Origin of the sequence: Paracoccus gahaiensis (assembly GCF_005048225.1) — a bacterium.
GTDB lineage: Bacteria > Pseudomonadota > Alphaproteobacteria > Rhodobacterales > Rhodobacteraceae > Paracoccus > Paracoccus gahaiensis.
Map to the genome: position 1 here is coordinate 21834 of NZ_SUNI01000016.1, position 12617 is coordinate 34450.

At 69.5% G+C, this 12617-nt stretch carries 13 protein-coding genes; 5 read left to right on the top strand and 8 right to left on the bottom strand.

Features of this window, described 5'->3' with window-relative positions; all coding sequences use genetic code 11:
* Positions 1 to 11 precede the first annotated feature (11 nt).
* Positions 12 to 275, bottom strand: a complete 264-nt coding sequence (locus tag FA743_RS14880) for a DUF3253 domain-containing protein (RefSeq protein ID WP_136886890.1) — start codon at positions 273 to 275, stop codon at positions 12 to 14.
* The gene (ileS, locus tag FA743_RS14885) at positions 272 to 3202 is read right to left on the bottom strand and encodes an isoleucine--tRNA ligase (protein ID WP_136886891.1); all 2931 of its coding nucleotides are present in this window, start codon (positions 3200 to 3202) and stop codon (positions 272 to 274) included. The genes FA743_RS14880 and ileS overlap by 4 nt, the downstream gene beginning before the upstream one ends.
* A gap of 205 nt (positions 3203 to 3407) precedes the next feature.
* Here ileS and FA743_RS14890 point away from each other — a divergent pair, with 205 nt between their 5' ends.
* Positions 3408 to 4235 (top strand): DUF6635 family protein, encoded by an 828-nt coding sequence (locus FA743_RS14890; protein WP_136886892.1) that lies wholly within the window; start codon positions 3408 to 3410, stop codon positions 4233 to 4235.
* Here FA743_RS14890 and queF read toward each other — a convergent pair.
* Positions 4232 to 4693, bottom strand: coding sequence for a preQ(1) synthase (gene queF / locus FA743_RS14895; protein WP_136886893.1), 462 nt, complete (start codon positions 4691 to 4693; stop codon positions 4232 to 4234). The genes FA743_RS14890 and queF overlap by 4 nt on opposite strands.
* 103 nt (positions 4694 to 4796) lie before the next feature.
* On the opposite strand from queF, the gene FA743_RS14900 reads away from it, so the two are divergent.
* Positions 4797 to 5192, top strand: a complete 396-nt coding sequence (locus FA743_RS14900; protein WP_136886894.1) for a group III truncated hemoglobin — start codon at positions 4797 to 4799, stop codon at positions 5190 to 5192.
* 29 nt (positions 5193 to 5221) lie between these two features.
* Here FA743_RS14900 and FA743_RS14905 read toward each other — a convergent pair whose 3' ends face one another.
* The 5 genes from FA743_RS14905 to FA743_RS14925 form a co-directional block, all read right to left on the bottom strand.
* Positions 5222 to 5860, bottom strand: coding sequence for a trimeric intracellular cation channel family protein (locus FA743_RS14905; protein WP_136886895.1), 639 nt, complete (start codon positions 5858 to 5860; stop codon positions 5222 to 5224).
* Positions 5857 to 6306, bottom strand: coding sequence for a ribonuclease HI (gene rnhA / locus FA743_RS14910; protein WP_136886896.1), 450 nt, complete (start codon positions 6304 to 6306; stop codon positions 5857 to 5859). Before rnhA ends, FA743_RS14905 begins: the two co-directional genes overlap by 4 nt.
* Positions 6299 to 6904, bottom strand: coding sequence for a glutathione S-transferase family protein (locus FA743_RS14915; RefSeq protein WP_136886897.1), 606 nt, complete (start codon positions 6902 to 6904; stop codon positions 6299 to 6301). The genes rnhA and FA743_RS14915 overlap by 8 nt, the downstream gene beginning before the upstream one ends.
* A 98-nt stretch (positions 6905 to 7002) precedes the next feature.
* On the bottom strand, positions 7003 to 7959 hold the full coding sequence (gene ispH, locus FA743_RS14920) for a 4-hydroxy-3-methylbut-2-enyl diphosphate reductase (RefSeq protein WP_136886898.1): 957 nt from the start codon (positions 7957 to 7959) through the stop codon (positions 7003 to 7005).
* A 105-nt stretch (positions 7960 to 8064) separates the two neighbouring features.
* Complete coding sequence (locus FA743_RS14925) at positions 8065 to 9495, bottom strand: cobyric acid synthase (protein ID WP_136886899.1); 1431 nt, start codon at positions 9493 to 9495, stop codon at positions 8065 to 8067.
* 72 nt (positions 9496 to 9567) lie between these two features.
* Here FA743_RS14925 and secG point away from each other — a divergent pair, with 72 nt between their 5' ends.
* The 3 genes from secG (at position 9568) to FA743_RS14940 (ending at position 12616) form a co-directional block, all read left to right on the top strand.
* Positions 9568 to 10188, top strand: a complete 621-nt coding sequence (gene secG / locus FA743_RS14930; protein WP_136886900.1) for a preprotein translocase subunit SecG — start codon at positions 9568 to 9570, stop codon at positions 10186 to 10188.
* A gap of 188 nt (positions 10189 to 10376) precedes the next feature.
* Entirely contained in the window at positions 10377 to 12020 is a 1644-nt protein-coding gene (locus FA743_RS14935) for a CTP synthase (RefSeq protein WP_136886901.1), read from the top strand.
* Positions 11909 to 12616 carry an MrcB family domain-containing protein gene (locus tag FA743_RS14940; protein WP_136886902.1) on the top strand — a complete coding sequence of 236 codons (708 nt, stop codon included), beginning with the start codon at positions 11909 to 11911 and terminating at the stop codon, positions 12614 to 12616. Before FA743_RS14935 ends, FA743_RS14940 begins: the two co-directional genes overlap by 112 nt.
* Position 12617 lies beyond the last annotated feature (1 nt).

Here is a 12617-nt window from a genome sequence, read left to right on the forward strand (position 1 = left end):
GATGGCAGGCCCTAGCGCCCCTCCCCCGGAGGCACGTCATCGACCGCCGCCAGCCGGATCGGCCCGCGCGGCGCAGGTCCGGCCGGCTGGCCCTTCTGCATGACGCGGATACGGCCCTCGCCGGCCAGATCCAGCGCCGCCTGACGCAGGGGCGCCATCAGCGGGCGCCAGTCCGTCGCCAGATCGCGAGCAATCTGGCTGGGGCAGCAGGTCGTGCCGGGCCGCAGCCGTCCGACCTGCGCAAGGATGGCCTCACGCAGGCCGGCATCGCTCACCCCAGCACCGAATCGCAGCGGGCGCAGACGCCCGGATGGCTGTGCGTGCCGACATCGGGCAGGATCTTCCAGCAGCGCAGGCACTTGTCGCCCTCGGCGGTCTCGAAGACCACGCCGATGCCGGGCGCCTCGGCCATGCGGAACGCCTCGCTCGGCGCCGGATCGCGCGTCAGCGACAGGTCCGAGGTGATGCAGACATCCGCGAAGGCCACCGAGGTCAGCGCTGCCAGCATGTCCGCATCCTCGACATGCACGACCGGCGCGGCCTCCAGGCTGGCGCCGATGGTCTTGTCGGTCCGCTTGACCTCCAGCGCCGCCGTGACGACGCGGCGGGCGCGGCGCACATGCTCCCATTTCACCGCCAGGGGCTCGTTCAGCCAGTCGGCCGGCGTCGTGGGGAAGTCGTGCAGATGCACGCTGTCATCCTCGGAGGGGAAGCGCGACAGCCAGACATCCTCCATCGTGAAGGGCAGGATCGGCGCCAGCCAGGTGACCAGCCGGTGATAGAGGATGTCCAGCACCGTCCGCGACGCGCGCCGGCGAGGGCTGTCCGCCGCGTCGCAATAGAGCGCATCCTTGCGCACGTCGAAATAGAAGGCCGACAGATCCACCGTGCAGAACTGGAACAGCGTCTGGAACACCCCCTGAAAGTCGAACTGGTCATAGCCCCTGCGGACTTGGTGATCCAGCTGCGCCAGCCGGTGCAGCACCCACTGCTCCAGCTCGGGCATGTCCGCGGGCGCCACGCGCTCGGCCTCGTCGAAGCCGTGCAGCGCGCCCAGCAGGAAGCGCAGCGTGTTGCGCAGCCGGCGATAGCTGTCGGCGGTGCCCTTGAGGATCTCGGGACCGATCCGCTGGTCGGCGGTGTAGTCGGCCTGTGCGACCCAGAGGCGCAGGATATCGGCGCCGTATTGCTCGATCACCTTGGCGGGCACGATGGTGTTGCCGAGCGACTTGGACATCTTCATGCCCTTCTCGTCCAGCGTGAAGCCGTGGGTGACGACATTGCGATAGGGCGCGCGGCCCTTGGTGGCGCTGGCCTGCAGCAGCGAGGACTGGAACCAGCCGCGATGCTGGTCGGTGCCCTCCATGTAGACATCGGCGATGCCGTCGGGGGCGCCATCCTCGCGGTCGCGCAGCACGAAGGCATGGGTCGAGCCGGAATCGAACCACACGTCCAGCACGTCCGTCACCTTGTCATAGGCCTCGGGGTCAGCGATGCCGTCCAGCATCCGCGGTTTGAAGTCGTCGCGATACCAGACATCCGCGCCCTCGGCCTCGAAGGCCGCCACGATGCGCGCGTTCACGCGGTCATCGCGCAGCAGGAAGTCGGGATCGGTCGGGCGGGCGCCCGCCTTCACGAAGCAGGTCAGCGGCACGCCCCAGGCCCGCTGGCGCGACAGGACCCAATCGGGCCGGTTCTCGACCATCGACTGGATGCGGTTGCGCCCCGAGCGCGGCCACCAGGTCACCAGCTTGTCGATCGAGGTCAGCGCCCGGGCCCGGATCGAGGCGCCGTATTGCCCCATCCCGTCCTCCAGCGGCACGTCGATGGCGGCGAACCATTGCGGCGTGTTGCGATAGATCAGCGGCGCCTTGGACCGCCAGCTATGCGGGTAGGAATGCTTGATCTTGCCCTTGGCCAGCAGCGCGCCCGCCCAGGCCAGCTGCTTGATGACGCTGACATTGGCCGGGCCGTCCTTGCCATCGGGCTGGATGATCGCCTCGCCCCCGAAGATCGGCAGGTCGCGGCGATAGCTGCCGTCGGGCTCGACGTTATAGGTCATCGGCAGCCGGAAGCGCAGCCCCAGCTGGTAATCGTCGTCGCCATGGCTGGGCGCGGTATGCACGAAGCCGGTGCCCGCCTCGTCGGTCACATGATCGCCGGGCAGCATGGGGACGTCGTAATCCCATTCGCCCGCGCCCCCCTCGACCCCGCGCAGGGGATGGGCCAGCACCAGCCCCTCCAGATCGGAGGCGGTCACGTCTGCGACGCGGCTGAAATCCGTCACCTTGGCCTGTGCCATCACGCCCTCGGCCAGCGCATCGGCCAGCACCAGACGCTCGCCCAGCTGCGCGGTCGAACCCTCGGCCACCGCGCCGACCTCGTACATCCCATAGGCGATCGCCGGGTTGAAGGCGACGGCCCGGTTCTGCGGAATGGTCCAGGGCGTCGTGGTCCAGATGACCACCCGAGCGTCATTCTCCTTTGAAAAAATACCCGACCCGCTCACCACCCCGAACCGCACCCAGATCGTGTGGCTGGTATGGTCGTGATACTCGACCTCGGCCTCGGCCAGGGCGGTCTTCTCGACCGGGGACCACATCACCGGCTTGGATCCCTGATAGAGCGCGCCGTTCATCACCAGCTTCATGAATTCGGCCGCGATCACCGCCTCGGCGTGGAAATCCATCGTCAGATAGGGCCGGTCCCAGGCCCCGGTGATGCCCATGCGCTCGAATTCCGCGCGCTGGATCTGAACCCAGCCCTCGGCAAAGCGGCGGCATTCCTGGCGGAACTCGACCACGTCGACGGCATCCTTGTCGCGGCCCTCGGTGCGGTACTTCTCCTCGATCTTCCATTCGATCGGCAGGCCGTGGCAATCCCAGCCCGGCACATAGCGCGCATCGCGGCCCATCATCTGATGGCTGCGCACGATGATGTCCTTGATCGTCTTGTTCAGCGCGTGGCCGATATGCAGATGCCCGTTGGCATAGGGGGGGCCGTCATGCAGCACGAAGGGCGCGCGGGTCCCGTCCGCCGCGGCGGCCTTCTCGCGCAGCCGGTCGTAGATGCCGATCCGCGCCCACCGGGCCAGCCAGTCCGGCTCGCGCGCGGGCAGTCCGGCGCGCATGGGAAACTCGGTCTGGGGCAGGAAGACGGTGTCGCGGTAATCGGGGGCGTCGGTCGGCATGTCGGCAGCCATCGGGGCGTTCCTTTGAAAGATGTTCGGACAAGGCTGACCCGGCGGCGCGAAACCTCACGCCGCCGGGCTGCTAATTCGAGATCCGAACGCCGGAAATTTCATGCGCCCTCTATAGAAAGCGCCGCTTGGGGCTGCAAGCGCCGAACCTTTGTGTCGGGCCGCGTCCCGGGTTAGGCTGTTCCCGACTCCCTGCCGCAGGATCGCCATGCCCCCCGCCCCCCTCCGCACGCGCCAGTCCCGCCGAGATGCCGCGCTTGGCCGCTTTGCCGCCCGCCGCTACGGGCTGCGCGGCACCTGGTCGCTGCACCGCCACGCGCTTGGCGCCGACCTGCTGCGCGCGCCGCTGAACGTCATGCTGGCCCCGGTGGCGCTGCTGATGCAGCTCATGGCCTGGGTGCTGGGGCGGCTTGGCGCGGCCCGCGCGGGGGCCTGGCTGCGGTCGCGGCGGGTATTCCTGCGCTCGGACGTGTCGCGGCAGATCGAGGACGACCTTAGCGCGCTGATCACCCAGCTGCAGGCCGAGGGGCTGGGCCCCGACGCCGCACCCGCGCAGATCGAGACCGCCCTGCGCCGCCATGCCGAGACGCGCAATGCCGTGGCCGAGATCACCACCTCGCTGATCGTGCTGGGGCTGGGGCTGGCGCTGTTCCACCGCGCCACGCCGGGGATGATCTCGCTGGCCGGGCCCATGGCCCAGATGCGCGCGCACGGCGCGGCGGTGCGCGACTTCGCCCTGGGGGACACGCTTGGCCGCGCCTGGTACTGGGCCTTTCCGGTCGAGATCTCTCCGCTGGCCATCGTCGCCACAGGGCTGGCGCTGGCGGTGGCGGGGTCGCTGATCACCACCTTCGCGGGGCTGATCGCGGATCCGGTGCAGCTGTGGACCGGCATCCATCGCCGCCGCCTGTCCCGCCTGATGGCCGGGCTGGACCGCGGCACCGACAGCACCGCCCCCGAGCCCGAGCATCTGATGGCGCGCGCCGGCGATCTGGCCGACACGCTGTCGATCATCTGGCGGTCCTGGCGCGGCTAGCCGCGACCGCGATAGCCCGGCACCCCCTGGTCGGGCAGCCACAGCCCCGCGGGCGGCGCCCCCGTCTGCCAGAAGACGTCGATCGGCATGCCGCCGCGCGGATACCAGTAGCCGCCGATCCGCAGCCAGGCGGGATCCAGCAACTCCGCGATGCGGCGCCCGATGCCCACCGTGCAATCCTCGTGGAAGGCGCCGTGGTTGCGGAAGCTGCCCAGATACAGCTTCAGCGACTTCGATTCGACCAGCCAGTCGCCGGGCACATAGTCGATCACCAGATGCGCGAAATCGGGCTGGCCGGTCAGCGGGCAGAGGCTGGTGAACTCCGGTTGCGTGAAACGCACCACATAGGTCTGGCCGGGCTGCGGATTGGGCACCCGTTCCAGCACGGCCTCTTCGGGACTGGCGGGCAGGCGGGTCTCGGCGCCAAGCTGGGTCAGCGCGTCGGTGTAATGGCTCATCGGGGGCTCCTGTTTTGACCGGGTGGGCTGCGACCGGTGCGCCTGCCATAGCACCGCCGCAAAACCCCTTGCAACCACGCAGCCCCTGCCCCAGATGCGGGTCATGGACCCCCGCTTCGACATCACCGAGCCCGAGATCGCGCGCGCGATCGCGACCTTCTACGCCGCCGTGCGCCGCCACGAGGTGCTGGGCCCGATCTTTGCCGAACATGTCGGCGACTGGCCCTCGCACGAGGCCCGCATCACCGCCTTCTGGGCGAACGCGATCCTGCACAAGGGAGGCTATGCCGGCAGCCCGATGCGCGCGCATCTGCAGGCGGGCAATGTCCGCCCCGAGCATTTCGCGATCTGGCTGGCGCTGTTCGACGAGTCCCTGCGCCGCACCCTGCCCCCTTGGTCTGCGCGCGCATGGTCGCAGATGGCCCATCGCATCGGCCAGGGCCTGAAGGCGGGCGTGCAGAACATCGCGGCCAGCGACGGCCCCCCGATTTTGCGATAGGGAGGGCCTGCGGTGATCCTGGGCCCGCGCTAGCCGCGCGTCCGGGGCGGGCGGGGGCGATAGACGGGCAGCCGCCAGCCGAACCACAGGCTGCCCGCCCGCAGCCCCCAGACCACCAGCGCCCCGGCGATCAGCGCCTGCGGCCGCGCCAGCCCCATCCAGTCCAGCGTCACCGCGACCAGCGCGCCGCCGAAGGCCGCCGTCAGGTACAGCTGCCCCTGTTTCAGGACCAGCGGCACCTCGTTGCCCACCACGTCGCGCATCAGCCCGCCGAAGGTGCCGGTCACGACCCCCATGATGATGACGATGACGGCGCCGAACCCGCCCTCCATCGCCACGCCCGCGCCGGCGGCGACCGCCACGGCCAGCGCGACGCTGTCCAGCCAGACCAGCCAGTCATAGCGGCTTTCGAACAGATGGGCGGTCCAAAAGACGACCAGCGCCGCCCCCGCCGCCAGCACCACATAGGCCGGCTGCGCCACCCAGAAGACCATCTCGCGCCCCAGGATCAGGTCGCGCAGCGTGCCGCCGCCCACCGCCGTCAGCGCCGCCATGAAGATGAAGCCCACCGGGTCCAGCTGCGCCCGGCTGGCCACCAGCGCCCCGGTCAGCGCGAAGATCAGCACCGATCCGTAATCCAGCGCCGCGACCAGCGCGTCCGGGCTCATTTGAAGGGCGCCATGCCGGCGCGGGCCAGCTCGTCGGCGCGCTCGTTCTCGGCATGGCCCGCATGGCCCTTGATCCAGCGCCACTCGACGGTATGCGTGGCCTGCGCCGCATCCAGCCGCTGCCACAGCTCGACATTCTTGACGGGCTTCCTGTCGGCGGTCTTCCAGCCGTTGCGCTTCCAGCCGTGGATCCACTGGGTGACGCCGTTCTTCACATAGGCGCTGTCGGTGACGATCACGATCCGGGTCGGACGCGTCAGCACCTCCAGCGCGCTGATCGCGGCCATCAGCTCCATCCGGTTGTTGGTGGTGGCGGCCTCGCCCCCCGCCAGTTCGCGCTCCTTGACGACGGTGGCGCCGTCCAGCGCGCGCATGAGCACGCCCCAGCCCCCGGGCCCGGGATTGCCGCTGCAGGCGCCGTCGGTCCAGGCGAACAGGTCAGTCATCGATCCTCACATGCCCCGGCAGGGCCGCAACCCGGTCCAGCCAGGCCTGCAGGGCGGGAAAGCGATCCATCTCGAACCCGCCGCGAGGTCCGGCGCTGTGCGTATAGGCATAAAGGCAGATGTCCGCCAGACTGGCCGCATCCCCCGCCAGCCAGTCCCGGCCCGCCAGCGCCGCCTCCATCACGCCCAGCAGGGCATGGCCGCGCTCCAGCAGATCCGCCAGCCGCGCGGGCGTCGCATCGGCGGCGCGATGGGGATAGGTGACCAACGCCTGCCGCACCGCGATGACCGGCTCGTGGTTGTACTGCTCCCAGAACATCCAGCCCAGCATCTGCGCGCGGTTCACCGCATCCGCAGGCCAGAACGCGGTCCCCTCGCCCAGATGGCACAGGATCGCATTGGATTCGGCCAGCACGACGCCACCCTCGACCTGCAAGGCCGGCACCTTGCCAAAGGGCAGCGCCCCTCGGGCCTTCGCCGCCTCCAGCGCCGCCGAGCGAAATTCGCAATGGACCGTCTCCAGCCGCAACCCGACCATCGCCGCCAACAACCTGACCTTGTAGCTGTTGCCCGACGAAGGCATCGAATAAAGCCGCATGCCCAGCCCTTTCATCTTGGCGCAAATATCCCGGGGGTCGCCGGATGGTGCGCCACTGGTCCGAGGACCAGCCGGCGACGGGCAGGCCCCCGGCGCGCTCAGACAGCCTCGCGCAACACCCGGGGCACCTTGAACTCGACCCGCTCGACCGCCGTCTCGACGATCTCGACGGTCACGTCATAGCGGGCGCGGAAGGCGTCGACGACCTCGTTGACCAGCACCTCGGGGGCGCTGGCGCCGGCGGTGACCCCGACCGAGCGGATGCCCTCCAGCGCCCTCCAGTCGATCTCAGCCGCGCGCATCACCAGCTGCGCATAGGCACATCCGGCGGCCCGGCCGACCTCGACCAGTCGCTTGGAATTGCTGGAGTTCTCCGCCCCGATCACCAGCAGCGCATCGATATGCGGGGCGACCGCCTTGACCGAGGCCTGGCGGTTGGTGGTGGCATAGCAGATGTCTTCCTTGGCGGGGCCGATGATCGCGGGGAAGCGGGCCTGCAGGGCGGCGACGATTCCGGCGGTGTCGTCGACCGACAGGGTCGTCTGGGTGATGTAGGCCAGGCGGGCGGGATCGCGGACCTGGACGGTCGCCACATCCGCCGCCGTCTCGACCAGGACCACCTCGCCCTCGGGCAATTGTCCCATGGTTCCAAGGACTTCGGGGTGGCCTTCGTGGCCGATCATGACCATCTGCAGGCCTGCCGCGTGGTGGCGCTCGGCCTCCAGGTGGACCTTGCTGACCAGCGGGCAGGTGGCGTCGACATAGACCATCTCGCGGCGGGCGGCCTCGGCGGGAACGGCCTTGGGGACGCCATGGGCCGAGAAGATCACGGGGCGGTCACCGGGCACCTCGTCCAGTTCCTCGACGAAGACGGCGCCTTTTTCGCGAAGCGTATCAACGACATACTTGTTGTGCACGATCTCGTGGCGGACATAGACCGGGGCGCCCCACTTGGACAGCGCCAGCTCGACGATCTTGATGGCGCGGTCCACGCCCGCGCAGAAGCCGCGCGGGGCGGCCAGATACAGGGTCAGGGGGGCTTTGATCTGTTCCATGTCCCTCAGGTAGCGCGAAGACCCGGTTTCGTCCAGCACCCGAAGGTCACATCCGCAGCACAACCCGTGCACAGGGCGTACACCGACAACGCGCGGCCCGTTAACCTATCGCGCAACGGCCAGAAGGGCCGCGACATCCAGATGCGCCTCCAGATGGTCGGCCAGATCATCCAGCGCGGCATCGACCCCCGCCTCGAATCCCGGACGCGAGGTCGCGCCCAGACGCGCCAGAAAGGCCGCGCGGAAGGCGTCGTCGGAAAAGAGCCCGTGCAGGTAGCTGCCCGTCACCCGGCCATCGGCGCTGGTGGCGCCGTCCGCCTCGGGGACATGGGCAAAGGGGCGCGCGCAATCGGGACCGGTGGTGCGGCCCATGTGGATCTCGTAGCCCGAGACGGGCTGGCCCAAAGCGGTGCCCGTCACCCGCTCCAGCCGTTTGTCGGGCGACATCACCGTGGCCACGTCCAGCAGGCCCAGCCCCGCGACCTGCCCCGCCACGCCATCGGCGCCCGAGGGGTCGTCGATCACCCGGCCCAGCATCTGATAGCCGCCGCAGATGCCCAGCACATGCCCGCCGCGCCGGTGATGGGCCGCAAGGTCGATGTCCCAGCCCTGGGCGCGCAGGAAGGCCAGATCGCCCAGCGTCGATTTCGACCCCGGCAGGATGACTAGATCCGCGTCGCCCGGCACCGCCTGACCGGCGGCCAGCATGGTCAGGCGGATGCCCGGTTCCGCCGCCAGCGGGTCCAGATCGTCGAAATTGGCGATGCGCGACAGGGTCAGGCAGACGACATGCAGCCCCTCGCCCCGGCTGTGGCGCAGATCGACCGCATCCTCGGCGGGCAGGCGGTGGGCGCCCGCGAACCACGGCACCACGCCGAAGCCGGGCCAGCCGGTGCGGGCCTCGATCATCCGGTAGCCATCGTCGAAGAGGCGCGGATCGCCCCGGAACTTGTTGATCAGGAATCCCCGGATCATCGCCGCGTCGCCCGCGTCGATCACCGCCTGGGTGCCGACGATCTGGGCGATGACCCCGCCCCGGTCGATATCGCCTGCCAGCACCACCGGCACCCCCGCCGCCCGGGCGAATCCCATATTGGCGATGTCGCGGGGGCGCAGGTTGACCTCGGCGGGACTGCCCGCCCCCTCGACGATGATCAGGTCATGGGCGGCAGAGAGCCGCGCGAAGCTGTCCAGCACGCCGGTCAGCAGGCGCGGCTTCAGCGCCTGATAATCGCGGGCCTGCGCGCGGCCGATGGCGCGGCCCTGCAGGATCACCTGCGATCCGGTGTCGGTCTCGGGCTTGAGCAGGACCGGGTTCATGTCGGTCAGAGGCTCCAGCCCGCAGGCGCGGGCCTGCAGGGCCTGGGCGCGGCCGATCTCTCCGCCGTCCAGCGTCACGGCGGCATTGTTGGACATGTTCTGCGGCTTGAAGGGGGCGACCGACAGGCCCCGGCGCAGGGCCGCGCGGCACAATCCCGCGACCAGAAGCGACTTTCCGACATTCGAGCCGGTGCCCTGGATCATCACCGCCGTCATGGGACCATCTCGCTTGCCATCACCTCTTGTGGTGACTAGATAGGCCCGTCCGCAAATGAAAGGCCGAAAGCCGTGGAAAACGTCATTCTGACCGTCCATCTGATCCTGGCAGCGACGCTGGTCGGGATCGTCCTGCTGCAGCGTTCCGAAGGGGGCGGGCTGGGCATGGGCGGCGGCGGTGGCGGCGCAGGGGGTGGCGTGATGTCGGGACGGGCCGCCGCGAATGCGCTGAGCCGCCTGACCTGGATCCTGGGCGTGGCCATCTTTGCGACCTCGATCACGCTGACGATCCTGGCGGCGCGTCAGGCGTCCAACAGCTCGATCATGGACCAGTTCGGCGGCACGGCCGGCCAGCAGCAGCCCGCAGGCAGCCTGCCGGGTCTGCCCGCCTACACGCCCCCGCCGACGACCTCGGGCAATCCGCTGGTGCCGCCCTCGCCCGACGCACCCGATGCGGGCGCGGTCGAGACGGCGCCGGCAGGTTCCGGGGCGGCAGATCCCGTGACCCCGCCCGCGACCGAGGCGGCACCCGTGACGGAAACCCCGGCTGTGGAGGCCCCGGCGACGGCGGCCCCGGAAGCGGCGGCCCCCGAAGCGGTTGCGCCCCCGGCCCCCGAGGCCGAGGCGGTGACGCCGCCGGCCGCATCACCCCCGGCCCCGGCAGAGCCCGCAGCCCCCGCCGCCACCAACTAAACCGGCGGCTACCAGAATTTGGGGCGATCGCGCGATCGCCCCACATCAACTTGCGGTCGGTTGTGACCACGGGGCGAATCGGTTATTCTGCTACTCCCGTGATGCTGGTCGTTCCAAGACGACCCGCACGCCGACTGGTTTTGCATTTCAGGACGTGGCATCCACGGCCTGCACATCACGGGGGCCTCATGGCGCGATACATCTTCATCACCGGCGGCGTGGTCTCGTCGCTTGGCAAGGGGCTGGCCTCGGCGGCACTGGGCGCGCTGCTGCAGGCGCGGGGCTTCACCGTCAGGCTGCGCAAGCTGGACCCCTATCTGAACGTCGATCCCGGCACGATGAGCCCCTTCGAGCATGGCGAGGTCTTCGTCACCGATGACGGCGCCGAGACGGATCTGGACCTGGGCCATTACGAGCGCTTCACCGGGGTGGCCGCGCGGCGCACCGACAGCATCAGCAGCGGCCGGGTCTATTCCAACGTGCTGGAAAAGGAACGGCGCGGCGAATATCTGGGCAAGACCATCCAGGTGATCCCGCATGTCACCAACGAGATCAAGGACTTCCTGGCGATCGGGGATGACGAGGTCGATTTCATGCTCTGCGAGATCGGCGGCACGGTGGGCGACATCGAGGGCCTGCCCTTCTTCGAGGCGATCCGCCAGTTCACCCACGAGCGCCCGCGCGGCGAGTGCATCCTGATGCACCTGACGCTGCTGCCCTATCTGGCGGCCAGCGGCGAGCTGAAGACCAAGCCCACGCAGCACTCGGTCAAGGAACTGCAGTCCATCGGCCTGGCCCCCGACGTGCTGGTCTGCCGGTCGGAACATCCGATCCCGGAAAAGGAGCGCGCCAAGATCGCGCTGTTCTGCAACGTGCGGCCCGACAGCGTGATCCCGGCCTATGACCTGAAGACGATCTACGAGGCGCCGATGGCCTATCACCGTGCCGGTCTGGACCGCGCCGTGCTGGACGCCTTCGCGATCAGCCCCGCGCCGCGCCCGGATCTGTCGCGGTGGGAGGACGTGATGGACCGCCTCTACAATGCCGAGGGGCAGGTCAACATCGCCATCGTCGGCAAGTACACGCAGCTGGAGGACGCCTACAAGTCGATCTCGGAGGCGCTGACCCATGGCGGCATGGCCAACAAGGTCCGTGTGAAGGCCGATTGGGTGGACAGCGAGCAGCTGGAGGGCGAGGGCGCGCATCTGCTGGACGGCTATCACGGCATCATCGTGCCCGGCGGTTTCGGCGAGCGCGGGACCGAGGGGATGGTGACCGCCGCCCGCTATGCGCGCGAGAAGAAGGTGCCCTATCTGGGCATCTGCCTGGGCATGCAGATGGCGGTGATCGAGGCGGCGCGCAACCTGGCCCAGATGCCGGATGCTGGGTCCGAGGAGTTCGACCACGAGGCGGGCAAGACGCGCTTCACGCCGGTCGTCTATCACCTGAAGGAATGGGTGCAGGGCAACTATACCGTGCAGCGCAAGGTCGGCGACGACAAGGGCGGCACGATGCGGCTTGGCGCCTATACGGCGGTGCTGGCGGAAGGCTCGCGCATCTCGGACGTCTATGGCGGTGCGCTGGAGATCGAGGACCGCCACCGCCACCGCTATGAGGTCGACGGCACCTATCGCGTGCAACTGGAGGAGGCCGGGCTGCGGTTCTCGGGCATGTCGCCGGATGGCAAGCTGCCCGAGGTGGTCGAATATCCCGACCACCCGTGGTTCATCGGCGTGCAGTCCCATCCCGAGCTGAAGTCCAAGCCCTTCGCGCCGGCGCCGCTGTTCGCGGGCTTCGTGCGCGCCGCGATGGAGGAAGGGCGGCTGGTCTGACCGACGCCCCCATCCTGTCGCCGCTGGCCGCCGCGCTGTCCCTGACGGCGCGGCGCTATGCGTTCGAGCGGCAGCGTCCCGTGGCGGGCAGCGCCTTCGCGTCGTTCTTTCGCCGCGATGTGGCGGCCGTGGCGCGGGCGCTGACGGACCGGCGGCCCGAGCGGCTGCTGGTGCGCGCCAGCACTGGGGCGCCGGGCTGGGCCAGCATTCCCTGGCTGGCCTGCTTTGCCCCGCATGTGACGCGCAGCATGCGGCACGGCCTTTATGTCGTGATCTTCATCGACCCGGTGGGCGAGCGGATCGTGCTGTCGCTGCAGCATGGCGCCGCCGATGCCCTGACCCGCCATGGCGCGACCGAGGGGCGGCGGATCCTGCGCGAGGCCGCCGCCACCACCCACGCGGCGCTGGCCGGTCGCGGGCACGGGTTCTCCGACGCGCCGATCACGCTGAATTCGACCGCCGCCCTGCCCTTGGGCTATGAGGCCGGATGCGCCCTGTCGCGGGTCTGGCAGGCCGATGCGCTCGACCCAGCCGGGCTGGAGGACGCGCTGTCGCGGATGCTGGATCTGTATCGCGATCTGGTCGGGGGCGGCTGAG

Bases quoted from the DNA above. Each gene is read 5' to 3' on its own strand.
- ileS (WP_136886891.1), bottom strand. From the start codon at position 3,202: ATGGCTGCCGACATGCCGACCGACGCCCCCGATTACCGCGACACCGTC.
- FA743_RS14890 (WP_136886892.1), top strand. From the start codon at position 3,408: ATGCCCCCCGCCCCCCTCCGCACGCGCCAGTCCCGCCGAGATGCCGCG.
- queF (WP_136886893.1), bottom strand. From the start codon at position 4,693: ATGAGCCATTACACCGACGCGCTGACCCAGCTTGGCGCCGAGACCCGC.
- FA743_RS14900 (WP_136886894.1), top strand. From the start codon at position 4,797: ATGGACCCCCGCTTCGACATCACCGAGCCCGAGATCGCGCGCGCGATC.
- FA743_RS14905 (WP_136886895.1), bottom strand. From the start codon at position 5,860: ATGAGCCCGGACGCGCTGGTCGCGGCGCTGGATTACGGATCGGTGCTG.
- rnhA (WP_136886896.1), bottom strand. From the start codon at position 6,306: ATGACTGACCTGTTCGCCTGGACCGACGGCGCCTGCAGCGGCAATCCC.
- FA743_RS14915 (WP_136886897.1), bottom strand. From the start codon at position 6,904: ATGCGGCTTTATTCGATGCCTTCGTCGGGCAACAGCTACAAGGTCAGG.
- ispH (WP_136886898.1), bottom strand. From the start codon at position 7,959: ATGGAACAGATCAAAGCCCCCCTGACCCTGTATCTGGCCGCCCCGCGC.
- FA743_RS14925 (WP_136886899.1), bottom strand. From the start codon at position 9,495: ATGACGGCGGTGATGATCCAGGGCACCGGCTCGAATGTCGGAAAGTCG.
- FA743_RS14935 (WP_136886901.1), top strand. From the start codon at position 10,377: ATGGCGCGATACATCTTCATCACCGGCGGCGTGGTCTCGTCGCTTGGC.